Annotated in this window: 22 protein-coding genes; 5 read left to right on the top strand and 17 right to left on the bottom strand. The window is 66.6% G+C overall.

Annotated elements, in window-relative coordinates:
• Positions 1–3: 3 nt before the first annotated feature.
• The 9 genes from AAFP35_RS25420 to AAFP35_RS25380 all read right to left on the bottom strand — a co-directional run bounded on the left by AAFP35_RS25420 (position 4) and on the right by AAFP35_RS25380 (position 9043).
• Positions 4–990 (bottom strand): MlaD family protein, encoded by a 987-nt coding sequence (locus AAFP35_RS25420; RefSeq protein WP_419224468.1) that lies wholly within the window; start codon positions 988–990, stop codon positions 4–6.
• Positions 987–2069, bottom strand: coding sequence for an MlaD family protein (locus AAFP35_RS25415; RefSeq protein WP_419224467.1), 1083 nt, complete (start codon positions 2067–2069; stop codon positions 987–989). Before AAFP35_RS25415 ends, AAFP35_RS25420 begins: the two co-directional genes overlap by 4 nt.
• Positions 2066–3157 carry an MlaD family protein gene (locus tag AAFP35_RS25410; RefSeq protein ID WP_419224466.1) on the bottom strand — a complete coding sequence of 364 codons (1092 nt, stop codon included), beginning with the start codon at positions 3155–3157 and terminating at the stop codon, positions 2066–2068. Before AAFP35_RS25410 ends, AAFP35_RS25415 begins: the two co-directional genes overlap by 4 nt.
• Positions 3151–4128 carry an MlaD family protein gene (locus AAFP35_RS25405; RefSeq protein ID WP_419224465.1) on the bottom strand — a complete coding sequence of 326 codons (978 nt, stop codon included), beginning with the start codon at positions 4126–4128 and terminating at the stop codon, positions 3151–3153. Before AAFP35_RS25405 ends, AAFP35_RS25410 begins: the two co-directional genes overlap by 7 nt.
• Complete coding sequence (locus AAFP35_RS25400) at positions 4113–5114, bottom strand: MlaD family protein (protein WP_419224464.1); 1002 nt, start codon at positions 5112–5114, stop codon at positions 4113–4115. Before AAFP35_RS25400 ends, AAFP35_RS25405 begins: the two co-directional genes overlap by 16 nt.
• Positions 5111–6142 (bottom strand): MlaD family protein, encoded by a 1032-nt coding sequence (locus AAFP35_RS25395; RefSeq protein WP_419224463.1) that lies wholly within the window; start codon positions 6140–6142, stop codon positions 5111–5113. Before AAFP35_RS25395 ends, AAFP35_RS25400 begins: the two co-directional genes overlap by 4 nt.
• Before the next feature lie 4 nt (positions 6143–6146).
• Positions 6147–7007: an ABC transporter permease gene (locus AAFP35_RS25390; protein WP_419224462.1), complete on the bottom strand. Its 861-nt coding sequence runs from the start codon at positions 7005–7007 to the stop codon at positions 6147–6149.
• Between the two features lies 1 nt (position 7008).
• Positions 7009–7884 (bottom strand): MlaE family ABC transporter permease, encoded by an 876-nt coding sequence (locus AAFP35_RS25385; protein WP_419224461.1) that lies wholly within the window; start codon positions 7882–7884, stop codon positions 7009–7011.
• Between the two features lie 373 nt (positions 7885–8257).
• Positions 8258–9043: an SDR family oxidoreductase gene (locus AAFP35_RS25380; RefSeq protein ID WP_419224460.1), complete on the bottom strand. Its 786-nt coding sequence runs from the start codon at positions 9041–9043 to the stop codon at positions 8258–8260.
• Positions 9044–9154: 111 nt separating this feature from the next.
• On the opposite strand from AAFP35_RS25380, the gene AAFP35_RS25375 reads away from it, so the two are divergent.
• The gene (locus tag AAFP35_RS25375; RefSeq protein WP_419224459.1) at positions 9155–9724 is read left to right on the top strand and encodes a TetR/AcrR family transcriptional regulator; all 570 of its coding nucleotides are present in this window, start codon (positions 9155–9157) and stop codon (positions 9722–9724) included.
• A 27-nt stretch (positions 9725–9751) separates the two neighbouring features.
• Here the strand turns inward: AAFP35_RS25375 and AAFP35_RS25370 are convergent, their stop codons facing one another.
• The 3 genes from AAFP35_RS25370 to AAFP35_RS25360 all read right to left on the bottom strand — a co-directional run bounded on the left by AAFP35_RS25370 (position 9752) and on the right by AAFP35_RS25360 (position 13578).
• Positions 9752–10615 (bottom strand): MaoC/PaaZ C-terminal domain-containing protein, encoded by an 864-nt coding sequence (locus AAFP35_RS25370; protein ID WP_419224458.1) that lies wholly within the window; start codon positions 10613–10615, stop codon positions 9752–9754.
• A gap of 3 nt (positions 10616–10618) precedes the next feature.
• Positions 10619–12397, bottom strand: coding sequence for a 3-oxosteroid 1-dehydrogenase (kstD, locus tag AAFP35_RS25365; protein WP_419224457.1), 1779 nt, complete (start codon positions 12395–12397; stop codon positions 10619–10621).
• 131 nt (positions 12398–12528) lie between these two features.
• On the bottom strand, positions 12529–13578 hold the full coding sequence (locus AAFP35_RS25360) for a 2Fe-2S iron-sulfur cluster-binding protein (RefSeq protein ID WP_419224456.1): 1050 nt from the start codon (positions 13576–13578) through the stop codon (positions 12529–12531).
• 178 nt (positions 13579–13756) lie between these two features.
• Between AAFP35_RS25360 and AAFP35_RS25355 the strand changes: the two genes are divergently transcribed.
• The 3 genes from AAFP35_RS25355 to AAFP35_RS25345 all read left to right on the top strand — a co-directional run bounded on the left by AAFP35_RS25355 (position 13757) and on the right by AAFP35_RS25345 (position 17091).
• On the top strand, positions 13757–14557 hold the full coding sequence (locus AAFP35_RS25355) for a mycofactocin-coupled SDR family oxidoreductase (RefSeq protein ID WP_419224483.1): 801 nt from the start codon (positions 13757–13759) through the stop codon (positions 14555–14557).
• Positions 14557–15384 (top strand): mycofactocin-coupled SDR family oxidoreductase, encoded by an 828-nt coding sequence (locus AAFP35_RS25350; protein ID WP_419224455.1) that lies wholly within the window; start codon positions 14557–14559, stop codon positions 15382–15384. Before AAFP35_RS25355 ends, AAFP35_RS25350 begins: the two co-directional genes overlap by 1 nt.
• 216 nt (positions 15385–15600) lie before the next feature.
• On the top strand, positions 15601–17091 hold the full coding sequence (locus tag AAFP35_RS25345; protein ID WP_419224454.1) for an MFS transporter: 1491 nt from the start codon (positions 15601–15603) through the stop codon (positions 17089–17091).
• A gap of 78 nt (positions 17092–17169) precedes the next feature.
• Here AAFP35_RS25345 and AAFP35_RS25340 read toward each other — a convergent pair whose 3' ends face one another.
• The 5 genes from AAFP35_RS25340 to AAFP35_RS25320 are packed head-to-tail and all read right to left on the bottom strand — an operon-like array spanning position 17170 to position 21975.
• Positions 17170–18054, bottom strand: coding sequence for an alpha/beta fold hydrolase (locus AAFP35_RS25340; protein WP_419224453.1), 885 nt, complete (start codon positions 18052–18054; stop codon positions 17170–17172).
• A 13-nt stretch (positions 18055–18067) separates the two neighbouring features.
• The gene (locus AAFP35_RS25335) at positions 18068–18340 is read right to left on the bottom strand and encodes a hypothetical protein (protein ID WP_419224452.1); all 273 of its coding nucleotides are present in this window, start codon (positions 18338–18340) and stop codon (positions 18068–18070) included.
• A 7-nt stretch (positions 18341–18347) separates the two neighbouring features.
• Positions 18348–20021: an FAD-dependent oxidoreductase gene (locus tag AAFP35_RS25330; RefSeq protein ID WP_419224451.1), complete on the bottom strand. Its 1674-nt coding sequence runs from the start codon at positions 20019–20021 to the stop codon at positions 18348–18350.
• A complete protein-coding gene (locus AAFP35_RS25325; RefSeq protein WP_419224450.1) occupies positions 20018–20395 on the bottom strand; it encodes a nuclear transport factor 2 family protein in 378 nt (125 codons plus the stop codon). The genes AAFP35_RS25330 and AAFP35_RS25325 overlap by 4 nt, the downstream gene beginning before the upstream one ends.
• Positions 20392–21975 carry an FAD-binding protein gene (locus AAFP35_RS25320; protein WP_419224449.1) on the bottom strand — a complete coding sequence of 528 codons (1584 nt, stop codon included), beginning with the start codon at positions 21973–21975 and terminating at the stop codon, positions 20392–20394. Before AAFP35_RS25320 ends, AAFP35_RS25325 begins: the two co-directional genes overlap by 4 nt.
• A gap of 212 nt (positions 21976–22187) precedes the next feature.
• Between AAFP35_RS25320 and AAFP35_RS25315 the strand changes: the two genes are divergently transcribed.
• Positions 22188–23843, top strand: a complete 1656-nt coding sequence (locus AAFP35_RS25315; protein ID WP_419224448.1) for a flavin-containing monooxygenase — start codon at positions 22188–22190, stop codon at positions 23841–23843.
• Positions 23844–23983 lie beyond the last annotated feature (140 nt).

Here is a 23983-nt window from a genome sequence, read left to right as displayed (position 1 = left end):
CCCTCACTTTCCTGCGGGCTTTCTTGCGGGCTGTGAAACATCGACATGAATCCGGAGAGCATGGTCGGCGCCGACCATGTCCAATGCCTGACCGGTCAGGGCCCCGATGTCGAGCCGACCGAGTTGTGAGGCGGCCGACGCCGTCACCGGTTGGAGCACGGGCGCAAGCTGTTTCATGTCCGGACCGAACTTCAGCAGAGTGGACTTCAGGTGGCCGAGGAACGGGACGATCCCGTCGCCCGTGGTGTAGGTCGACGGCGGACGGGTCTCGGCCAGCTTCGCCATCTCGCTGTCGAGGCCGCCGATGACGGTGCCGCCGACCGAGTTCCAGGCCGGGCCGCCGTCGTGCAAGGCCGGTCCGAGCCAGGCGAGGTCGCCGCCCATCGTCTGGATGGCGTCGAGCAGCTGTGCGGTCTCCGGAAGCCGAGACAGCACGGTGACCGCCAGCAGGTTGGTGGATCGGCCGAGCGGGCCGATGACCGGATCGGTGTTGTCGAGCGCGGTACTGAACGTGTCCACCAGGCTCGAGATCACGTCGGGGTCCAGCTGTCGCAGGAGATCCGATGCCTTGGTGGCGGTCTCCGCGATCGACGTCGGCGCGTCCGCGCGGCTCGTCCGGATCACGTCGCCGTTGCGCAGATACGGGCCGTTCGACGAGGTCGGGGTGAACTCGAGATACGGTTCGCCCAGTGCGGAAAGGGTTTCCACCGACAATCTGCTGGAGGTCGGTATGCGGAAATCGTCGTGGTAGCGGATGGTCGCCTTGGCCCCGGCGCGGTCGGGCGTGATATCGGTGACCTCGCCGATCGCGGACCCCGTCAGCAAGACGGGGGAATCGACCGCGAGTCCGGCAGAATCCGGCAGGACGATGGTGGCGGTGTGCTCGGTGCGCGTGGGGTTCATGCCCAGTACGCCCACACAGAGGTAGAAGGTCGATCCGATGAGTACGGCGAGGATCGCGGCAAGGGAGAAGAACGAACTCGGCTTCATCGGATCATCCCGATCATGCGCAGGACTCCGATGACCTGGTTGCGGCGTTCGGCGGTCGGGAGCCGCAGCGGCGGTCCGACCCCGGTGACGTCGACCCTGGCGATGTCGACCTTGGGGCCGGTGGCGGCGAAGGGGATGATCTTGTCGTCGAGCAGATCCACGAGGCGGCGGGCGTTGGACGGCCGACTGGTGTCGATGGGGTTGCCGGCGAACAGTACCGGGACCACCGCGCGTGCCGCGGCGTCCATCGACTGCACCATCGGTCCCACCCACTGTGCGGGCGGGGCGATCTGACCGAGATTTGTCATCATGAACATGATGGACAGCGTCGACGACATGGCGTCGGTGGTGTGCTGAGCGCCTTCCGGCGTCAACAAGGGGTCGATGGTGCCGCTGTGGTCGATGATGCCGTCGGTGGTGGCTGTCAGTCCGTCGAGCATGGCACTCAGCGAATCCTGATGGGCTGCGAGGTCTTTCAGATCCGCTCCGACGACATCGAAGATCTTCTGCGTCACGCGTGGGTCGTCCGGGAACGCCCTGTTGATCCGCCTGATGGTGGTCATGACATTGCTCAACGTCCCCTGTCCGACCGAGGTTGCGAGCTGTGCCAGGGTGTCTTCGATCTGCGGGGCCTGTTCGGTGTGGGCCAGGGGGATGGTGTCGCCCTGCCGAAGTGTGTTCTGGCCCTGAGAGTCCGTATCCGGTGACGTGAGGGCGACGCGGACGTCCGCCAGTGGCGCGGCCTGGACGAGCGTGGCCCGGGTGTCCGACGACAACCGGACACCGTCGTCGATCGCAGCGGTGGCCACGACATAACCGGCGTCGGCGATGTGGACCGAGCGTAGCGTGCCGACTCTGGTGCCATCGGAGAGGATCTCTGCTCCGCTCGGCAGGTTCAGCACGTTCGCGAACTGGATGTGGATCAGATAGTGGGCGCCGCCGGAGTTGCCGGTCGGGATGTCGGAGAGGTCGGAACCGCATCCTGAGAGCGCCGCACACGCTGCGATCGTGGCCGCCCCGAGCGCGATTGCCCTGTGTGCCCACCGGATCGGGGTGGTCACCCGGCGTATCACTGTCATGGTTCCTCCGATCCGAGGATGGCGGGCACGAGTGAGGACAACGAGGTCTGCCGACCGCAGTCCGGTCCGCTCTTGCCGAGTGCCCGGCACACCTGCGACCCGACGCCTGCCGGAAGGGGAACGGCGGGAGCGGAATAGGTCAATGCGAGCCCGCCGGTCCGCGGGTCCGCGATGCGGCGGAAGGCACCGGTGAACACCGGGATCATGTCGATGGCCTCACCGAGGGAACCGATCTGAGCGGAGAGCATCTGCGGCAGATTCTGATTCGCATCCAGACTGCGGAGGAGTCGGCCCCCGAACATCGTCGTGATGTCGTTGAACATGGGCATCACCTGCCGCAGTCTCGCGATGATGTCGACCGATGGTCCGATGATGGCCTGGTTGACCCGCGTGATCGTCGGTGGAAATCGCGTGAGCAGGCTCTTGATGTCCGCCCATCCGCCTGCGACGCTCTCGCTCAACGCAGACAGGTCGGTGAGGATGTCGCCCAGATGTCCGATCGCGGCGTCGGGGGAGTTCAGTGCGCGCCCGAGACCCAGGATGATCCGGTTGATGTCATCACCGGTGCCGCTGGTCGCGTTGTCCAACTGTGTCAGTGCCCGCGACAGGTCCTTTGCCTGTGGGTAGCCGTTCAGTTCGTCGGACAGCTTGGAGAAGGCGGCGAGTGTCTTGCTGATGGATTTCGGTGTCACGGACTTGGTGATGCACTTCCCGGCATCCCACGAGGGCGAGCCTGCCGCAGGCTCGTTGCCGACCAACGAGAGCTCACGGTCGGCCATCAGGGTGCGCGACAGGGTCGTCGCTCCCACGTCGGTGGGAAGCCGGCGGTTGGCGTCGATCTCGAAGTCGACCCGGGTGCGGGTTCCCTCGGGCGTGATCGAGGTGACCTTGCCGATCGGCATGCCGAGCACGGTCACCTGATTGTTCACGTAGAGGCCGATACTGTCGGGCATCAGTGCGCAGTAGGAACGCACACCCGAACCCGACACGGTGAACCGGTAGCCGCTCACCGCCACGGCCGCGATCAGGATCACCACGATGGTCGTGATGGTGCTGCGTGACAACAGGAATCGTCTGACACTCAGCATGGCCGGTCCTTTGTCGGAAGACAGATTCTCGGGACGTCGCCGCCGAGGGGGCGCAACGTTCTGCCGAGCCCGTTGACCGCACCGAGCAGCTCCGACAGTCGGCCCTGCAGCTGGGTCAGCGGCGGGATGGAGTCGGACAGTGACCGGGCCATCGGGAGAAATGTGCTCCGCCAATGCTTGGTGACCGGCGTCAGTCTGGCGAGGATCGTTGCGACGGTGCTCAGGGCCTTGCCCACCTGGGTGAGCGATTGCTCGGCGAGGTCCTCGAGAATGTTCGACGACGTGATGAACTGGCGTAGAACCGATTTTGTCGTTTCGAGGGTGTGGACGTACTCGTCGGCGACGGCCATCGTCTTGGAGACGTCCCGGTTCTGCTGATCGAGGATGTCGACGACGGAGCCCACCGCGCCGACTGCCTGTCGGATCGCGTCGGGGCTGCCGCTGCTGGCCTTGCGTAGCTCGGCGAGCGAGCGGCGCATGGTGGTGCCGTTGATCCCACCGATCGGCTCCACGGCCTCCTGGAAGAGTGATGGAAGAGAGTACGGCAGTTGCACTCTCGACGACGGTATCGGGGCGTTCCCGAGCGGCTTCGCGCCTGCCGGGAGCACTGCGACGTAGTAACCGCCGACGACGGTCAGCATCCGCACCGACAGCGACGAATCCGAACCGATGGGCACCGAATCGTCGACGGTGAAGCGCATCGACACATGATCGGGGTGCAAGGTGAGATCGGTGACGGTGCCGACCTTGATCCCGGCGATGCGTACCTCGTCGCCGGTCTTGAGGAATCCGGCATCGGTGACCTCCGCTGTGTACGTCGCGGAGTCGACCTTGATCACCGAGGCCAGCCCGACGGCCAGGGCGATCACGACGAGAACGGCGAATCCGACCAGTCCCCAACGGAACTCGGATCTGTTCAGGGCGTCGGCACGCCACGGTCGTCGTACGAGTGCGGTCAGCCGGCTCGGCATATCGTGATCCTTTCCGCCTGCAACAGCACCTGTACCTGAGGATCTGTCTGCGCCGCCCCGTTGCGGCAGCTGAACTTTCCCGCATCCGGAACCATCGACGACAGCGACTGCAGCAGCCCAGGTAGTCGGTTCAGCGTCTCGATCGAGCGCTTCGGGTCGGGGAACGCGCGAGTGATCAGCTTGTCCAGAGGTTGGTTGGGATCGCCGGTCAGACCGATCTGCTCCATCATGTCGTCGAGTGGATCGAGCACGGGCGGAATCTCGTTCGCAAACGAGATGAGACCGGGGAGCTTCTGCTGGAGGGCGACGAACAGCTCGGTGAGCTGGGTGAGCAGTGTGGTCAGGTTGCCCGACCGTCCACCGATGTGATCGGAGATCTCGCGTAGATTTCCGACGAGCGCCCCGATCACCCGTTGCCGGTCGCTCGTGTACTTGCTCAACTCGCCGATCGCGTCGAGTGCGGGTCCGATCCCGTTGCCGTCGCCCTGGACCACCGCGAGGAGACTGCCGGAGAACTTGTTGACCTCGGCAGGTGACATCTCGGCCAGCACCGGCTGAAGTCCGTTGAACAGTGTGGTGATGTCGAAGGAGGGGGTGGTCTGTGCGGTGCCCAGCGTGGCGCTCTCGGGAAGGGGCGGCCCGGGGCGTGCGGGGGGACGAATGTCGAGATACCGCTGGCCCGTGAGGTTCTGGTAGTGGATGGCCAGCGTCGTCCCGGCACCAAGGGGCCGGTCGCGCGCGACGTCGAAGGTCACCTTCGCCTGTGTGCCGCTCAATGACACATCGGTCACCTTGCCGATCGCGACACCGAACTCGCGCACGTCGTCACCGGCATAGAGTCCACTCACGTCGGTGAACAGCGCTCGGTACTCGCGGTCGGCGTTCTCGACCGGCCGCTCGATGGTCCGCAACACCGCGAAAAGCACCAGGACCATCACCACCGCGAACGCGCCGAGACGTAGCAGCAACCCCATGGTGGACTTCACCGGCCCGGGCCCTGTCCCTCGGGTGAGGCAGCCACATCGAGCTCGAGGGCCAGCCTCAGGACCGGTCCGGCGGGCGAGTTCCGGAAGCTGCCGGACACCCTGTCGAGCACCTCACGGAGATTTCTCTCGGTCACCGCGGGCGACCCGACGCTGCGGGCGAGCGCTCCGAGCACCGGCGGTGGGAGCATCGCGAGGTCCTGATAGTACGGCCGGATCTCGCGCAACATGCCTGCGACCCCGGGGATGACGCCGTTGGCGAGCATGCCCGTGGTGGCGTCGAACTTCTTCCGGTTCTCCGGTGACTTGAGATAGGGCTGGCGATAGACCACATCGAGCAGGTTGAGCACCCCGGTCAGCGTGGGAGGTAATCCCTTGAGGCCGTCACCGAAGCCTTGGATGATGGGGGACAACGGCATTCGCTGCGTCTGCCACACCGTCGCGGCGACCCCGACGAGCATCTGCATCATCGGGGTGAACTCCTTGGAGTTGCGGGCCACCTTGTCCACGAGCTCCGCGAGTTTCGGCGTGAGTACGCGATCGGTGATGCGACCGAGTCCATCGAGCAGGGTGGACATGGTGGCGTCCTCGACACGCGTGGCGGCCGACCCGGTGAGATCGATCGTCGTACCGTCACGTAGGGGGTTGCCGCCGTCCGACGATTTCAGCGAGATCTGGGTGATTCCGAAGAGATTGGCCGGGGCGTAAGCGATCGAGAGGCCGTCGGTCACGCCCGTGACGTCTTGACCGGCGAGACCGACTGTGACGTACTCGGCGTCGCCGCGCCTTTCGACCGATGACACGGATCCGACCTTGACCCCGTGTCGCCACACCTCGGTGCCCTTCTCCACGCCGGCGCCCACCGATTCGGTGACGAAGGTGACATCGATGATCCCGTCGTCGGCGCTGTCGTCATCGGGCATCACCCGCCAGGCGGTGAGTCCGAGGACGACGACGATGAGGAATGCGAACCCGATGATGCGTGCGCTGCGTTGTTCGGTGTTGACGCCGGTCAGAATGTGTTTGGCCATGGTGTCATCCGGTGAAGGTCAAGGGGGATTTGAATCCCCACAGGGCGATGGTGGCGATCATGTCCAGGGCAATGATGACGACGAGGCTGGCGCGGATGGCGCGGCCCGAGGCGGCCCCGACACCTTCTGGGCCGCCGGTCGCGAAAAACCCTTGGTAACAATGGATCAGGATGACGGCAACGGTGAAGACGAACACCTTGATGACCGCCGCCACGATGTCGGATCCGCTGACGAACTGGGTGAAGTAGTGGTTGTAGACGCCACTGGCCTCCTGGTGGAACGTGGTGACGATGATCCGAGCCGAGATGTAACCGATGATCAGCGCGATCAGGAACGTCGGGACCATGGCCACCACGCCGGCGATGACGCGCGTGCTGACGACGAATCCGACCGAGCGGACCCCGAGTGCCTCGATGGCATCGATCTCCTCCGAGATTCGCATCGAGCCGATCTCGGCGGTCATCCGGCAGCCTGCCTGCGCGGCGAAACCGACTCCGGCCGCGATGGGGGCCATCTCGCGGGTGTTGGCGAATGCGGAGATGACGCCACTGAGCGGACCCAGCGAGACCATGTTGAGTGCGGTGTATGCCTCGATGCCGATCGATGCGCCGACCGCTCCACCGAGCACCAGCATCAGCGTCGCGGTGCCGCCGCCCACGATGAGGGATCCGCGACCCCAGGTCATGTCGGTGATCATCGTCATCACATGAGTTCTGTAGTGGCGCAACGTGAACGGTATCGACGCGAGGGTCTGCCAGCAGAAGGCGATCGCGTATCCGATCGCATCCAGTCTGCTGATCGGGCGGAGTCGGCTGCCGATCGTCGCGAACGCCCGGAACGGCCCGGGAACATAGGAGGAGGCCATGTCAGCCGATCCTCATCGGGAAGAACATGTTGACCACCTGGGTGATCGCGGTGTTGGCGACCATCGTGGCGACCACCGACAGGACGACGGCGGCGTTGACACCGTCGGCCACCCCGCGCGGGCCGCCACGTGCCTCGAGGCCGCGCTGGCAGGCGATCACCACCACCAGGAATCCGAACACCCACGATTTGATCACCGACACCCAGACATCGACTCCCGATGTGAAGGCGCCGAACGACATCCAGTAGCTGCCCGGGGCGACATCGAGGAAGGACACGGCGACGATGTAGCCGGCGACGATGCCCACGGCAAGGATGAGGATGTTCAGCAGCGGAGCGACGATCATCGTCGCCACCACGCGAGGAACGACCAGTCGGCTGATCGGATCGACGCCCATCACCCGCATCGCGTCGACCTCTTCGCGGATCGTGCGGGCACCGAGGTCAGCCGCGATCGCCGCGGCACCGGCGCCGCCGAGCAGGAGTCCGGTCGCCACGGGCGCGCCCTGTTTGATGACGCCGGTGCCACCGGCCGCACCGATGAGCGAGTTGGCGCCGAGTTGGTAGACGAGGTTGCCGACCTGTGCGGAGACGATCACACCGAACGGGATCGCCATGAGTATCCCGGGAATTGCCGTCACCGTCACGATGAACCAGGCCTGGCGGAGGATCTCGCGCCACTGGAGTCTGCCGTGGGCGAGGTCGCCGACGCCGACGGTCACCGTCGCAACGCTCATCCGGGTCGCCCGCCCAAAGGTGTCGATGCTCGTCGCGATCCGCCCGGGTCGGCGGGTCGATTGCGGGAGAGGTGAGAGCGCGGACGGGTCGGTCTGTCTCGGCAGGGCCGCCGTCTGTGCGCCGCTTCGAAGCTCCGTCATCTCCCCCGTGGGTTGTGGTCCGAGGTGTGTCGTGGCCATCCCGCCCCTCCGCTTGATGTGATGCCGTCCTCGACCCGACTGACGTGTGATCGCCGTTGTCCCACGCCGTGGTCTCACGTCGGCGGTTCGCCCTGGCTGTGGAGTCGAACTGCCCTGTCAGCTGTGAACCGTATCACTAACAGAAGGTATTGCGGTATACCTTTCGGTAAATGGTCTCATCGGTCTGATCGATGGGTGCGGGAGAGGGCATCGGAGCTGTTTGGCAGGGGCCGCGCAGACGGCAGCGCCGTGGTCGGCGGAGGCGACCACGGCGCTGCGAAGGAAGGGCGGTGGGGTGTAGGAGGATCTGGTCTGGTCCAGATCCTGCGGTGGGTCAGTACTTCTCGGACTGCCCGCCGTCGATCGGGATGACGGTGGCGTTGATGAACGACGCCTCGTCGGAGAGCAGGAAGGCCACCAGGTGTCCGACCTCCTCGGGGCGGCCGAAACGCTTCATCGGGTTGACGCTGACGAACTGGCGTCCGGCCTCTTCCCAGTTCTCCGGGTCCATCTGCTTGAGCGAACCCTCGACCATCGGCGTCATGATCGCTCCGGGCGCGATGGCCTTGACCGTGACGCCGAACTCGCCGTACTCGATGCCCGAGTTTCGGGTGAGTCCCACGACGCCGTGCTTGGCTGCGGCATAACCGGATTGGTTGCCGACACCGCGGATGCCGCCGACCGACGCGGTGTTGACGACGGTGCCCGATCCCTGGGACTTCATCACTGCGAGAACGTGCTTGAGGCCGAGGAAGACTCCGCGCAGGTTGATGGAGACGACCTTGTCGAACTCGTCGGTGCCGAAGTCCTCGGTCAGGTTCTGCTTGCCCTCGATGCCGGCGTTGTTGAAGAAGCCGTCGATGTGTCCGAATGTCTTGAGTGTCTCGGCGACGTACCGTTCGACATCGGACTCGTTGCTGACGTCGGCGGTGACCTGGAGGACCTCGGCGTCCGGCGCGACCTCGGCGATCTCGGCAGCGGTCTCGGCGAGCCCGCGTTCGCTGATGTCCACGAGGGCGAGCGAGGCACCCTCGGCGGCGACCTGGGTGGCGGCGGCACGTCCGAGACCGGATCCCGCTCCCGTGATGAGAACTACCTTGTCGGCGAAACGTGTGGTCATGGTGGGGCACCTTCCTGTGATGATTCACCGCGGCCCGTCGGCGCGGCGGGTCACATGACTAGAATAACGAGACATCGGGTCTCGTTATTCCTTGGGGAGGTGGGCATGGTCGTGCGCGCATCGACGGGTGGGGGCCGGGGTCGGCCACGGGATCCGGGGCTGGACTCCCGCATCCTCACTGCGACGCGAGATCTGGTCGACGAGTTGGGCTATCACCACGTGAGCATGGAGTCGATCGCCGAACGCGCAGGCGTCGGGAAGGCGACGGTGTATCGGCGCTGGCCGACGAAGGCGGCGGTGATCACCGATGCGTATCGGGCGGAACTGACAGCCCCGGAGGCGCCGGATACCGGGTCGGTGACCGAGGATGCCTTCGTGCACTTGCGTGCGCTGGTCGAGACGCTGACGCTGCTTGGTGATCCGTCGGTGGTCGCCGCGGCCCTGGCCGAGCGCGGCGAGGAAGGCGAGCGGGAACTGAGAGACATCCTTCGGGCGCGGGCGGCACCCGGCATCGCACTACTGCGTCGTGGGATGGAACGCGGCGAGCTGTCGACGACGGTCCCCGTGGAGACCGTCGTCGACAGCTGGACCGGATACCTGCTCTATCGCATCGTCTTCGAACGGATCATCCCGAGCGAGGACGAACTGCGCGGTCTGGTGGCGCTGCTGCCCCGCAGTTGAGCTGCGCCACAACGGTGCCGACGTGTGTCAGCGGTTGGTGGTGAGCACCACGTTGCCCAGTGCGGGCGCGTTGTCGCGGTCGGCGACGGTGGCCGTGATCAGCAACTGTTCACCCTCGTCCCAGACATTGACGTCGAGGGTCTCGCCCGGGAACACCACGCCCGCGAACGACGCCGAGTACGAGCGAACGGCGGTGACGTCGCCGCCGAGGACGGCATCGGTGACCACCCGGCAGACCGACCCGTGCGTACACCGGCCGTGCAGGATCGGTCGCGGAAATCCCGCGTCGTCTGCGAACTTCGGATCCGAGTGCAGCGGATTGCGATCGCCGCACAGGCGGTACAGGAGGGCCTGCTGAGGCAGGGTCGGCACGGTCAGTCGATGATCGGGTTCGCGGTCGGGGTAGGCGACCTTTGCCGACTCGCCGCGTTCACCGCCGAAACCGCCCTCGCCCTTGGCGAAGATCGACCACTCGGTGGTCCACAGTTCGGTGCCCGCGTCGTCGGAGACGACCGCTTCGAGGATGATCACCGCCGCCGAACCCTTGTCCTGGACCTCGATGATCCGTGTGCGGCTCGTCGCCTTACCGCTCGCGGGGATCGGGCCGTGCGGGGTGACCTTCTCGCTACCGTGCACGACCTTGGCCAGGTCGATGTCGATGCCCGGATAGACGACCTTGGGGGCCTCGGTCATGTGGAATGACGGTGCGACGGCCCCGAAGGTGGGGAGCACCTTGGGTGCGACGTCGTCGACGTAGGCCAGTCCGGTCACGTCCATCGGGTCGGCGGCGGCGCCGACCGCGAGGTGATAGAGCGCGACGTCCGAGGCCGACCACTCGAACGTGGACTCGGGCAGTTCGGCGCCGACCGCAACAGACGGGTCGATGGGCATGGATCAGGCTCCTGACGTGCTCGAGGCGGAGGCCGACGCCGACGACTTGCTCGCGGCGTCGAGGGCGGCGAGGTAGCCGAAGACGATGGCCGGGCCGATGGTGGCGCCGGGGCCGGCGTAGGTGTGGCCCATGACCGGTGCACTCGTGTTACCCGCGGCGTAGAGGCCGTCGATGACCGAGCCGTCCGCGCGCAGTGCGCGCCCGGCCGCATCGGTGTCGATGCCACCCTTGGTGCCCAGGTCGCCGGGGACCATCTTGACGGCGTAGAACGGCGCCTTGGCGACGGCGCCGAGGCTCGGGTTCGGCTTGTTGGTGATGTCGCCGTAGTAGTGGTCGTAACCGCTCTCACCACGATGGAAGTCCTCGTCGACGCCCGACGCGGCGAACCCGTTGAACCGTTCGGTGGTGTGCGTGAGGGCGTCGGCGGGCAGACCGGTCTTCTCGGCCAGCTCGCGGATGCTGCCTGCCTTCACGACCACACCCGACTCCAGCCACTTCTTCGGAAGTGGTTGGCGTGCATTGATTCCGGCGAAGAGATACCGGTTGCGGCAGGTCTGGTCGAAGATCAGCCAACTCGGCACGTTGTCGCCGGGGCCGTCGCCCTGGCCGAAGTCGCCGCCGTACATCTGGTGGACGGCTTCGACGTAGGGCAGGGACTCGTTCATGAAGCGCTCACCGCGCGTGTTGACGATGAAGGTGCCCGGCACCGACCGCTCCGAGAGGGCGAACCACGGTCCCCGCGGTAGCGGGATCGTCGGCCCCCACCACGCGTCGTCCATCAGGGAGACCGAGGCGCCGATCTTGAGTCCGGCGTTGATGCCGTCGCCGGTGTTCCACGCACCACCGGTGGTCCAGTCCGAGCCGATCGGGTCACGCTGGTACTTGCGGCGCATCTCCGCGTTCTGCTCGAATCCGCCGCAGGCGAGGATGACGCCCTGGCGGGCGTGGATCTCGAAGGTCTTGCCGTCGGACTCGGCGATCACGCCGGTCACGCGACCGTCTTCGGTGAGGAGGTCGGACAAACCGGTGTTCAACTTCAGCGGGACGCCTGCCTGTCGCACGCCGAGGAGCAGTTCGGCGGCGAGTGCGGCACCCATCGCGATCAGCTTCTTGCCGCGCGAACGGGCCCAGAAGAAGCGGGCGCCGACCTTGGCCATGCGCAGGGGGCCGCGCCAATGCCGCATGCCGGTGTTCAGCCAGCGGTAATCGGACTGCAGGACCACCATGTTCAGCGGGGCCTTGGTGTACTGCGGATGCAGCGTCTTGAGATCGTCGCCGAGTTTGCGGGCGTCGAACGGCCGTGGCTCGACGGAGCGCCCGCCGAGCCGCCCGCCGGGCGCCTCCGGGTAGTAGTCGGAATAGTTCTTGACCCATTCGAGGTCCAGCGGCGCGTGCTTCATCAGGAAATCCAGCGCCTCGGGTCCACGGTCGATGTAGGTGTCGATCCGCTCCGGGGAGGCGTGCTCGCCGATGATGGCGTGCACGTACTCGCGGGCCTTGTCGACGGTGTCGTCGACTCCGTCGCGCTTGAGGATCGAGTTGTTCGGGATCCACACGCCGCCGCCGGACCGCGACGTCGAGCCACCCCAGTACGGCGACTTCTCGATGATGACGGTCTTGAGTCCGCTGGCCGCGGCCGTGATCGCCGCGCTGAGTCCGGCCGCGCCGGCGCCGACGACGACAACGTCGTAGGTCTCGCCCTCGGTCACCTGGGCGGATTCGCCCTGGTCAGCGGAGGTCTCTGGAGTCTGCTGTCCTGTTGGTTCGGTCGCGCCGGCCATCGAAGTCCCTTCATGCCACACGGGTGGAACGTGTTCTCACTCTGAATTAGAACACGTTACAGAAATGGCGCGCCAGAGGGTGCGTCGAACCAGGTCGGGAGGATCGGTCCCGGAATGTCACGGTGGGCACGTCAGAACCGAATTCTCACGAAATCGCCGAGCGGCCGGGCCTGGCATGCGAGAACGTATCCGGCGGCCACGTCGTCCTCGTCGAGGACGCCGGTGTCGATCATCGTGACGTCCCCGTCGACCACCGTGCACGCGCACGTCCCGCACTGTCCCTCGCGGCACGAGTAGGGCACGTCCACACCCTGTGCGGTCATCGCGTCGACCAGGCTCAGCCGTCGTGGCCAGTGAATCGTGTGTCGTTCGCCTGCCGTCTCCACCTCGACGGTCACCGTGTCCTCGTCCGGATCGTCGGCGGCGGGGGCCGGGGCGAACGGATCGCCGGTCAGGGAGGCATAGACCTCGGTGTGGATCCGGTGCGGCGCGACGCCGGCGAGATCGAGTGCGGCACGCACGGTCGAGGAGAAGCCGGCAGGCCCGCAGATGTAGGAATGTCGCGTCGGGTGGGCTGCGGCAAATGTCGCGAGCCCCTCCGCACTGGGCAGATGCTGCATCGATTCGAGCCAATGCGCCACCACCAGGCGGTCGGGATACCGGAGCATCAGATCGCGCAGGTGGTCGCCGAAGATCACCGAGTCGGCATCGCGATTCGCGTAGACGAGGGTCACCCGTCCACGACCTCCCGCCAGCGTTGCGCGGAGAATCGAGATGAGTGGCGTGATTCCGCTCCCGGCGCCCCACAGGAGTAGATCGTCGTCGGTCGACGTCGGCGTGAACGTTCCGGCAGGGGGCAGTGCTTCGAGCGTCATGCCTTCGACCGCGTTGTCGCAGAGCCAGTTCGATGCGCGTCCCCCGCGCACGCGCTTGACGGTCACGGTGAGCGGATCGCCGGTCATCGGAGTGCCTGAGAGCGAGTAGCACCGTGCCAGTGGTTCGCCGTGTTCGTCCGGGACGCGCAGTGTCACGAACTGGCCTGGGCGGGCGTCGAAGTCATCGGCACGGTCCGCCGGCACGTCGAATTCGATGGACTTTGCATCCGAGGTCTCCGCGATCACGCGGCGCACCGTGATGAACGCCGAGCGGGTCTGCGCCGCTGAGAATTCGATCGTCGTCACGTTGTCTCCTTACGCTGTCGGCGCTTCATCGTCGGCGCGCTCGGGTGCTGTCCGACAGTGGAGGTTCTGCTGGACGGGAGGCTCCGCAGGACTGCCCGCTCAGCGGGAATCGGTTCGGCGCCGTTGGCGTGCAGGCCGTTACGTTCGCGCCGTGCACACACGTGAATGGGAGAAGCCGATGAATCGCATGCTCGATCGTGTCGTCCTCGTGACCGGTGCGGCGCAGGGGATGGGGCGAAGCCACTGCGTGCGCCTGGCAGAAGAGGGCGCGACGATCGTGGCTGTCGACCTCGAATCCGCTGCCGAGGGGCTCGCGCGGACCGTCGAGGAGGTCGAGTGGGTCGGTGGCACTTGTGTCACCGGGTCTGCCGATGTTCGGGACTTCGATCAGATGTCGGCGGCCGTGGCCGACGGTGTGACGCGTTTCGGCCGACTCGACGCGGTGGTGGCGAACGCGGGAATCTATCCGGCCGCGGGCAATTCGTGGGAGCTCGACGACAGTGAATGGCACCGGGCCCTCGACATCAATCTGACCGGGGTGTGGCACACGGTCAAGGCGGCGGTGCCGGAGATGACCGCTGGGGGAACTGTGGTGATCGTCGGGTCGACGAATGCGGTCAAGGGCTCCGCCGGCACCGCCCACTACTGCGCAGGCAAACACGGTGTCGTCGGGCTCGCGCAGACGCTCGCCAACGAGCTGGGCCCGCAGGGGATTCGGGTCAACATGGTGCACCCGGGGTCGGTGGGAACGCCGATGATCCTCAACGATTCCGTCTACGCCAAGTTGCGTCCCGATCTCGACTCACCGGATGAGGACGACGCAGCAGAAGTCCTGGCGTCCCGCACGCTGCTCGACGTCGCATGGGTCGGCCCACGCGACGTCAGCAACGCCGTGTTGTTCCTGCTCTCCGACGACGCGCGGTACGTCACGGGCACCAGCATCGTCGTCGATGCCGGACTTCTGGCGAAGGTGGCGTGATGGGACGCGTCGAGGGCAAGGTCGCACTCGTCACCGGTGCTGCACGCGGCGTGGGGCGGGCTCAGGTGCTCCGTCTGGCCGAGGAAGGTGCCGACGTCATCGCGGTGGACATCTGCGCGCAGGTGGACACCACCGTGACCCCGCCGGCGGATCTCCAGGATCTCGACGAGACCACGGTGCTTGCGGAAAAGTTCGGAGCACGGGTGATCGCGGCACAGGTCGACGTCCGTGACGGCGCACGACTACGCGAGGTGGTCTCCGGCGGGGTCGAGGCGCTCGGGCGGCTCGACATCGTGTGCGCAACCGCGGGCATCACGTCGAAGGGGGCGGCCGTCGACCTCACGGAGGAGGAATGGCGCACCATGTTGGACGTCAATCTGACCGGCGTCTGGCAGACGTGCAAGGCGTCGGTGCCGCATCTGATCGAGCAGCGCGGCGGATCGATGGTACTCACGAGTTCCATTGCGGGACTGCGTGGTCTGCTCGGGGTGGCGCACTACACCGCGGCCAAGCACGGTGTGGTCGGTCTGATGCGCTCGCTGGCGAAAGAGCTGGCGCCCCACGGTAGTCGGGTCAACACGGTGCACCCGACGAACGTGGACACACCGATGATCCAGAACCCCGCGGTGCGGGCGGCATTTCGTCCTGATCTGGCCGACCCGACGCGTGAGGAGTTCGCCGAGGCCGCGCGCACCATGAACATGCTGCCGATCCCGTGGGTCGAGCCGGTGGACGTCGCCAACGCCACGCTCTTCTTGGCTTCCGACGAGGCACGCTACATCACATCGGTGACGCTGCCGGTCGACGCCGGGGCCACCGCGCTCTGACGAAGTCGTGTCGCGAAGGCGCGCCTCCTGCGGTTGGGGAGGCGCGCCTTTTTCGTTGTGTCACTGGCCATCTGACCAGGTGTGAATTCCTCCCGCGGAGCGGACCATGGCCTGGTGCGGGGACACCCCCGGCTATGTGATGTGACTGGCACCACATCCGGTGGTGTTCGCTGGTCACGGTCGGCGCGATGCCCGGCCGTTCATGGAAGGTACGCGATGCCTGTTCATCCCATCCCCGCCGAGGAGTCGAGTGTGACGCCTTCGTCGGATGACACGGGTACCTGGACACCCCGCCTGGTACTCGGACTGATCTCGATCGTCTTGTTGCTGGAGATCCTCGCGATCAGCTACCTGATGATCTCGACGGCACTGCCGTTCATCGTCACGCATTACCGCACGACGCAAGGGGCCTGGCTGCTGACCGCGTTCCTGCTCACCGGTGCGGTGACCGCGCCTCTGATCGGGCGGCTCTCCGATCTCTACGGCAAGCGCCTATTGCTGCTCAGCTGTGTCGTGCTGGCGACGTTGGGATGCCTGCTCTCGGCGATCGCACCGAACTACGGTGTGATGATCGCCGGGCGCGCGATGGCCGGTTTCCTGGTGCCCTGCCTGTTCCTGGGCTACTCGCTGATCCGGGACATCTTCCCGCCCAAGGCGGTTGCGCTCGCCGTGAGCATCGCGACCACCGGCATGGGCCTGGTCGCGGTCCCCGCTCCGTTCCTCACCGGATGGCTGATCGACGACTTCGGGTTCCGCGCGATCTTCTGGTTCCTCGGTGCCTGCGTCGCGATCATCGGGGTGTGCATCCTGGTCACGGTCGACGAATCGCCGTTGCGGGTGAAGACATCGGTGGACGTGGTCGGTGCGGTCCTGCTCGCTGCGGGCCTTGCCGGGGTGCTCGTCGCCATCAGCTTCGGCCCGACTTGGGGGTGGACCGCCACCTCGACACTGACCTATCTCATCGGTGGTGCGGTGCTGCTCGCGACCTGGATCGTCTCCGCCCGCTGGATTCGTGAACCGCTCGTGGACCTCGCGGTGCTACGCCGCCGCTCCGTCTACCTCACCACCGTGAGTGCCGGTGTGGCCTACGGCATCTCGGGACTGTTCGCGGTTCTGGTGCCGATGATGGTCATGGTTCCCGGCATGATGGGGCTCGGATACGGCTGGGGTCTCAGCGCCGAACAGTACGCGGTGTTCCAACTGCCCATGGTGGTGGCCATCGTCGTCGGCGGCGTTCTGGTCGGCGTACTCGCCGGACGTGGTGTTGCGCCTCGACTCCTGATGCTCGTCGGATTGACGAGCATGGCCATCGGACTCGTGGTCGCGGCGCTCGCGCATTCGGAGAAATCGACCATCATCCTGGCCGCGGTGGTCCTCGGATTCGGACAGGGCATCGCGTACGCGTCGGTGCCCAACCTCGTCATCGCGGCGGTCTCGCCACAGTTGCAGGCGACCACCGCCGGCATCGTGGCGGTCAGCCAGAGCGCGTTTCCGGCGATCCTGTCCGTGGTGGCGTTCACGGTGCTCAACAACTCGCACATCGTGACCGTCGCCGAGGGCACGGCCTTCTACGACACGGACGGATTCACGGTGGCCTTCGTGATCGGCGCGGCGGTCTGTGTGGCCGGCGTGCTGGCGACGTTGGCGATGCCACGTCGCGCGGGTGAACCGATCGCGGGGCCCGTCGAGGCCCTCGGCGCAGCCTGATCGTCGCCTACACAACGGTGGCCGGACGCTCCGCGCGTCCGGCCACCGTTGTCGTGTGTTCGAAATGTCGAGGCGCGGTTACCCGGTGACTGCGGGCATCTCGCGCCGCAGAAAGGCGAGCACTACGTTCTCGAAGGCGTTCTGCTGCTCGATCATCGCCCAGTGGCCGCACCGGGGGAACACGTGAAGCTCGGCATTCGGGATGGTCCGCATCGGGATCAGGGCCATGTCCGGCGGGCTCACCCGGTCGTCACGGCCCCAGGTGAGGAGCGTGGGCGCGCTGACCCGATGCAGCATCGACCACGGCGGGGCGGTGTCGGAGTTGTCCATGGCGGCGATCATCGCGGCGAAGGCTTCTGAGCCGTACATCCGCCGGGCACTCGCGAGCGTGCCCGGTTCGGTGGCCTGCTCCCACCGCTGTTCGATCAACTCGTCGGTGATGAGCGCCGGATCGAAGACCATGGAATGCAGCCACCGAACCAACCGCTCGCGCGTCGGGTTGTCGGTGAACTCCTGCAGCAGGCGGATGCCCTCGCTCGGCCCGGGGCTGAACAGATTCTTGCCGATCCCACCGATCGTCACGAGTCGGTCGACGATCTCGGGGTGGCGGGCCGCATAACTCAGTGCGACGCCACCGCCCATGGAGTTCCCGATGATCGCGACACGGTCGAGTTCCAACGCCTCTACGAAGATCTCGACGGCTTCGAGAGCCGTCGTCATCGGGTGCGCGCCGAAGTCGTCACTGACTCCGAAGCCCGGGAATTCGAGCACCAGGCAACGAAAGTGGTCGGTGAAGGCATCCAGATTGCCGCCGAAGTTGCGAAGGCCGGTGACCCCGGGGCCGGAGCCGTGCAGCATCACCAGCTCCGGGCCACGCCCGGCCTCGTGGTAGCGGAGGACACCCTTGGGGGTGTCCAACGAATGGGTGATCACCTCGTTCGATGTCGATGTCGATGTCGTCATGGGGTTCTCCTTGTCACGATGTGCGTGCGGCGCGCAGGTCGCCGCGCACGGGTTCGGTTCGCTGGGTGTCGGTGGCGATCGAACCTGCGCGGGTCGCCTCCTCGATCGATCGACGCAGCGCGGGACAGGTCGGTATCGCACTGACGTGCTCACCTGCGGCAACCCGTCGGGCGAACTCGGGACAGACATGTGCGGCGTCGTCGAGCCATTGCACGCTGGTGTGACTGGGGCTGTACTTCTCCACGAGGACCGTGGTTCGGCATGTGTCACAGGTCAGTTCCTGCATCGGCGAATCACCTCCGCGCGGCCGCGTGGCGGGCGGCGACGTAGCCGAACACCATCGCCGGTCCGATGGTCGCCCCTGCCCCGGCATAGTCGGTGCCCATCACCGCGGCCGAGGTGTTGCCGGTCGCGTACAGTCCGTCGATCACCGAGCTGTCCTCGCGCAGTACCTGTCCGGACGCGTTGTACACCAGCCCTCCCTTGGTACCCAGGTCGCCTGCGCGAACGCGCAAGGCGTAGAACGGTGCTCGGTCGAGGACGTCGAGGGTCGGATGCGGCAGGCTGGGATCGCCGTAGTAGTTGTCGTACGCGCTCGCCCCGCGGCCGTGCGCCGGATCGTGACCTGCGCGTGCGAAACCGTTGTAGCGGTCGAGGGTCTCGGTCAACGCCTCGGGATCGACACCGACCGCCGTGGCGAGTGCGGCAGGCGAATCGGCGACGTGGACCAGACCGGTGGTGATCCAGTCCTTCGGGAACGGCTGACCCGGCATGATCCCGCCGACGGGGTAGCGGGCCTTGGCCGTCTTGTCGAAGACGAACCACGTGGGTTCGTGCCCGCCGGCGATCTGCGCGTGGACGAAGGTGACGTAGGGCGCTGCCTCGTTGGTGAACCGGCGTCCGTGCTGATCGACGATGATCGAGCGCGGAATGGACCGCTCGGACACCAGAACCTGATTGATGCCGTCCGGCCGCTGGAAGGAGGGCATCCACCAGGCGTCGTCCATGAGATCGGTTGCCGCCCCGGCCTTCACACCCGCGACGATGCCGTCACCGGTATTGTCGGCCGACGCGGCGCTGTAGTCGTCGCGCCCACCTGTGGGCAGGTTGCGCTTGCGCATCTCGTGGTTGTGCTCGAAGCCTCCCGTGGCCAACAGCACGCCGGCTCGGGCGTGGATGCGGACCGGCTCTCCGCGGTGTTCGGCGAGGACCCCGATGACGGTGCCGCTCTCGTCGGTGATCAACGACTGCATCGGGGTGTCGAGCAGGAGTGGGACACCGGCGTCGTTGACCGCCAGGCGGAGTCGGGCGACCAACGCCCGTCCCAGGGTGTCCATGTGGCGGCGCAACACGAGGGCCTTGATCGCACGCAAACCGGTGGCCAGCGCCGTGCGCCGTCCCTTCCACGTACGCATCACCATGTTCAGCGACACGAAGTCCTTCGAGGTGATGAACAGTCCGGGTGGCGTGGCCAGCGCAGCCGGCCGCAGCAGCTCCTCGTCGGCACCCAGGCGCTTCAGATCGACCGGGAGCGGCTCGATGGAGCGGCCTTCGGCCCGCCCGCCGGGGTTCTCCGGGTGATAGTCGGAGTAGCCCGGGCACCATTGGAATCGCATGTGCGGACCGACGTTCTCGAGGAACTCGACCATTTCAGGTCCGGCGTCGATGAAGGCGTCGATGTTCTCTGGCGGTACGTGATCGCCGACCAGCGAGTCGAGATAGGCACGCACGCTCTGCCTAGAGTCGACGATGCCCTCCCGCCGCAGCACCGGGTTGTTGGGAATCCACACCCCGCCGCCGGACAGCGCCGTGCTCCCACCGAAGACGGACGCCTTCTCGATGATGACGGTGGACAACCCGGCATGTGCCGCGGTGAGTGCTCCGGTGAGACCACCGGCGCCACTGCCCACCACCAGGAAATCGACCTCGCGGTCCCAATCGTCGATGTTCATGGCTGCCCCCGTCATCGCGGTTCGACGGTGAGATCGTCGGGTGACCAGACGGCGCGCATGCTGGTGATCTTCCCGTCGTCGTCGAACGTCATGACGTCGATGGGCTCCACGGTGATCGTCTGGTCGGGCGTGCGCGTGGTCACCCGGAAGTGAAAGGCCGCGGTGTCGCCTGCGACCCGTAGGCGCAGGAGTTCGGTGTCGCAGTCGGCGCCCTGCAGCGCGCCGTAGAACTGCTCGATGGCGGCAAGGCCCTGCCGGGCTTCGGACCCGACGGGGTCCTCGACGGTGGCGCCTCTGGCGTAGAGGGCCGTGATGTCGGCGGTCCGGCCGCCGGCGACGGCGCTCAGGTAGTCGGTGACCCGGGAACGGATCACATCCGGTGAGATCATTTGCTCTCCTCGATGTCGATGGTGTCGTCGGTGTGACCGTTCGCCGTGGTGGTCGCGACCATGTCCAACGCGGCGAGATGGCTGAAGAGCACGGATGCGCCGATCGGGTTGCCGCCACCTGGGTACACCGTGCCGCTGACCGCGGCCATCGTGTTACCCGCTGCGTAGAGCCCTGGAATGCGGTCGCCGGCCGCGTCGAGGACCGCACCCGCGGTGTCGGTGGTCAGCCCGCCCTTGGTGCCGAGATCGGACACCCCGAAAGCTGCTGCGTGGTAAGGCGGTTGGTCGATGGCGGCCAGTGGTGTCGCGCCGTCGGAGAACGCCCGGTCGTAGGCCTCGTCGCCACGCCCGAAGTCGGTGTCGACGCCGTCGGCGACCATCTTGTTGAAGCGGGTGACGGTGTCGACGAGTCCGACGGGGTCCACGCCGATCGCGGCGGCGAGCTCCTCCAGCGTGTCGGCGGTGTGCCACAGACCGGCGTTCTCGTAGTCGGCGGTGGGCGCCATCGACACATTGGTCGCCTGCACCGGCGGTACGGCGCCATCGGCGTCGTCGTAGATCATCCAGTAGGGCAGGGAGACGGTCCCGCTCTCCGTCGACTCGATGACGGCACGACCGAGACGGTCGTAGGGGGCGGACTCGTTGACGAACCGCTTGCCCTCCTGATTCACGAAGATCCCCCCGGTGAACCACAGTGCGAATGCCGCGCGGCCGTCGGGATGGACCATCCCCGGAGACCACCATGCCTGGTCGAGGAGGTCGGTTCCTGCACCGATCGCCATGGCGGCGCGATGGGCGTGACCGAGATTTCCCCACGGCCCCATCGTGTCGCGGGCCGATCCCGGTACGCCGTGGCGGTCGCGCATCGCCTGGTTCTGCTCGAAGCCGCCGGTGGCGAGGAGAACCCCGCGGTGCGCCCGGATCGTCTGGCGCACACCGTCGCGCTCGATGACGGCTCCGACGACTCGTCCGTCGTCGGTGATCAGGTCGACGAGCGGTGAGTTGAGGTGCAGCGAGACATTGTCGAAAGCACTGAGAGCCTTGAGGAACCGGCCGATGAGTGCCTGGCCACCGATGAGCAGGTCGGGTGGCGCGGCGCCGAGGCGGTCGGTGTCCAGCGGGCCGCGCAGCCGATCGCGGAGTTCGCCGAGTTCGTCGGCGGGCAGTGGTGTGGGCGTGGTGTGCCGTTGCCCGTCGAGGCGGGCACCGGGCGCGGCACGGAAGTAGTCCGGCCACGGATACATGTCGAAGGAGAACGCCGGGTCGGTCTCCAGATACTCGATGACGCCCGCGCCACCGCGGACGTAGGTGTCCTGGAGTTCGCGCGGGGTCCGGTCACCGACGACAGCGTGGAAGTACTCGAGCGCGGCGTCGATGGTGTCGTCGGTCCCGGCGCGCTGCAACACCGGATTGCATGGGAACCACATCCCACCGCCACCCGAATACGCCGTGGTACCGCCGAACTTGTCGGTGGCCTCCACGACGGCCACCCGTAGTCCCTCGCGCGCGGCCGTGTAGGCGCCGCACAAGGCACCTCCCGATCCCGCCACGAGTACATCGACCTCATCGTCCCATTGCATGTCGCTCCCTTTCGACGAAACTGTCGCCGACGCTAGGGGAGCCTGCGTCGTACGGCGGTCGGGTCTCCCGATGATCGGGAGGCCCGCGCGGCTCTGTCCGGCGGTGGGCCGATCAGCGGGAGAAACGGGTTCTGGTCGTCGTATCGCGCGGCCTACCGTCGGCGCCCAGTGATCTGCGATGCAGTAGTCCGACGACCGGAAGGCCCCCGACCGTGAACACACCGAAACCCCGAGCAGACCGATCGCCGCGCATCGTCGACGTGGTGGTCGTCGGCGCGGGTATAGCGGGCTTGTACGCGCTGCACCGGTTCCACACCGACGGGTGGACGGTGCAGGGATACGAGGCCGGTGGCGGCGTCGGCGGTGTCTGGTACTGGAATCGCTACCCGGGAGCCCGATGCGACGTGGAGAGCATCGACTATTCGTACTCGTTCGACGAACAGCTCCAACAGGATTGGGACTGGACCGAGAAGTACGCCACGCAGCCGGAGATCCTGCGCTACCTCGAGCACGTCGCGGACCGGTTCGATCTGTTGCAGCACATCCGGTTCAACACGCGGGTCGTCGATCTGAGCCTGGATGAGGTGTCCCTGCGTTGGCGGGTGCGCACCGATGACGGCGACGAGGTCGAGGCCCGATACTGCATCACGGCGCTCGGGCCGCTGTCGAGCGCGAATGTTCCGGAGATCCCGGGTCTGGACTCGTTCACGGGCAGCATCCATCACACGTCCGCGTGGCCTGCCGAGGGCGTGGATCTCACCGGTCTCCGCGTCGGTGTGATCGGTACCGGTTCGTCGGGGATCCAGGCGATTCCCCGGATCGCCGAACAGGCCGAACATCTCGAGGTGTTCCAACGCAGCGCCAACTACAGCATCCCGGCGGGCAACCACCCGATCGACGACGAGACGCGCGCGGCGTACAAGGCCGGGTACGCGCAGCGGCGACGCTTGTCGATGGACAGTGGTGGCGGCTCGCCGCACCGGGCGCATCCGTCGTCGGCGCTCGAGGTGACCGAGGAGGAACGCTGCCGGGCATACGAGGAGCGGTGGCGTCTCGGTGGTGTCCTGTTCAGCAAGACATTTCCGGACCAGCTGACCGACGCCGCTGCGAACGACACGGCAAGGGCTTTCTGGGAGAACAAGATCCGTGCGGTGGTCGACGATCCGGAGGTCGCCGGCAAACTGATCCCCCGGGACCATCCGATCGGGGCCAAGCGGATCTGCACCGACGACAACTACTTTCAGACCTTCAATCGCGACAACGTCCACCTCGTGGATCTGCGTGAGACGCCCATCGCACGTATCACCCGGACCGGTATCGACATCGGGGTGCGGTCGATCGACCTGGATGCGATCGTGCTGGCCACCGGCTTCGATGCCATGACGGGCTCCCTCGACCGCATCAACATCGTCGGCCGGGGTGGCCAGACCCTCAAGCAGGCGTGGGACGCCGGTCCGCGGACCTACCTGGGGCTCGGCGTGAACGGGTTCCCGAATCTGTTCAACCTGACCGGCCCGGGCAGCCCGTCGGTGCTCGCGAACATGGTTCTGCACTCCGAACTCCACGTCGATTGGATCGCCGACGCGATGGCGAGTGCCCGGCGGGCGGGTCGCCAGGGGATCGAGGCGACCGGCGCCGCCGTCGACGGGTGGGTCGACGAATGCTCCCGACGTGCTGCGGAGACGTTGATGCCGCAGGCGAACTCGTGGTACCTCGGCGCCAACATCCCGGGCAAACCACGGATCTTCATGCCGTTCGTCGGCGGGTTCGGCGTGTACCGCGACATCCTCGGCGACGTCGCCGCCGATGGCTACCGCGGCTTCGAGTTCCTCGGGACTCGCGCCGACGACGATCACCCCGCCCGCTGAGAGCCGCGGCACCGGCGGACCCGCCGGTGCCGCCCGCCGTCAGAACGCGGAACGTCCAGTCAAAAATGTGTGTGGCTCGTCGGTTGCCAGGATGGTGGTGAGACACCTCGTGGCGGTGGGCGTGGGGATGGAGTAGACGT

The organism is Gordonia sp. CPCC 206044 (assembly GCF_048537895.1).
In the GTDB taxonomy this organism is placed as follows: domain Bacteria; phylum Actinomycetota; class Actinomycetes; order Mycobacteriales; family Mycobacteriaceae; genus Gordonia.
This window is presented reverse-complemented; position numbering and strand designations above follow the sequence as displayed.

Excerpts from the sequence above, each read along its gene's own strand:
- AAFP35_RS25380 (WP_419224460.1), bottom strand. The coding sequence starts at position 9,043 with ATGACCACACGTTTCGCCGACAAGGTAGTTCTCATCACGGGAGCGGGA.
- AAFP35_RS25390 (WP_419224462.1), bottom strand. The coding sequence starts at position 7,007 with ATGGCCTCCTCCTATGTTCCCGGGCCGTTCCGGGCGTTCGCGACGATC.
- AAFP35_RS25395 (WP_419224463.1), bottom strand. The coding sequence starts at position 6,142 with ATGGCCAAACACATTCTGACCGGCGTCAACACCGAACAACGCAGCGCA.
- AAFP35_RS25335 (WP_419224452.1), bottom strand. The coding sequence starts at position 18,340 with ATGCAGGAACTGACCTGTGACACATGCCGAACCACGGTCCTCGTGGAG.
- AAFP35_RS25330 (WP_419224451.1), bottom strand. The coding sequence starts at position 20,021 with ATGACGGGGGCAGCCATGAACATCGACGATTGGGACCGCGAGGTCGAT.
- AAFP35_RS25415 (WP_419224467.1), bottom strand. The coding sequence starts at position 2,069 with ATGACAGTGATACGCCGGGTGACCACCCCGATCCGGTGGGCACACAGG.
- AAFP35_RS25385 (WP_419224461.1), bottom strand. The coding sequence starts at position 7,884 with ATGACGGAGCTTCGAAGCGGCGCACAGACGGCGGCCCTGCCGAGACAG.
- AAFP35_RS25420 (WP_419224468.1), bottom strand. The coding sequence starts at position 990 with ATGAAGCCGAGTTCGTTCTTCTCCCTTGCCGCGATCCTCGCCGTACTC.
- AAFP35_RS25345 (WP_419224454.1), top strand. The coding sequence starts at position 15,601 with ATGCCTGTTCATCCCATCCCCGCCGAGGAGTCGAGTGTGACGCCTTCG.
- AAFP35_RS25370 (WP_419224458.1), bottom strand. The coding sequence starts at position 10,615 with ATGCCCATCGACCCGTCTGTTGCGGTCGGCGCCGAACTGCCCGAGTCC.
- AAFP35_RS25355 (WP_419224483.1), top strand. The coding sequence starts at position 13,757 with ATGAATCGCATGCTCGATCGTGTCGTCCTCGTGACCGGTGCGGCGCAG.
- AAFP35_RS25325 (WP_419224450.1), bottom strand. The coding sequence starts at position 20,395 with ATGATCTCACCGGATGTGATCCGTTCCCGGGTCACCGACTACCTGAGC.
- kstD (WP_419224457.1), bottom strand. The coding sequence starts at position 12,397 with ATGGCCGGCGCGACCGAACCAACAGGACAGCAGACTCCAGAGACCTCC.
- AAFP35_RS25340 (WP_419224453.1), bottom strand. The coding sequence starts at position 18,054 with ATGACGACATCGACATCGACATCGAACGAGGTGATCACCCATTCGTTG.
- AAFP35_RS25320 (WP_419224449.1), bottom strand. The coding sequence starts at position 21,975 with ATGCAATGGGACGATGAGGTCGATGTACTCGTGGCGGGATCGGGAGGT.
- AAFP35_RS25405 (WP_419224465.1), bottom strand. The coding sequence starts at position 4,128 with ATGCCGAGCCGGCTGACCGCACTCGTACGACGACCGTGGCGTGCCGAC.
- AAFP35_RS25350 (WP_419224455.1), top strand. The coding sequence starts at position 14,557 with ATGGGACGCGTCGAGGGCAAGGTCGCACTCGTCACCGGTGCTGCACGC.
- AAFP35_RS25410 (WP_419224466.1), bottom strand. The coding sequence starts at position 3,157 with ATGCTGAGTGTCAGACGATTCCTGTTGTCACGCAGCACCATCACGACC.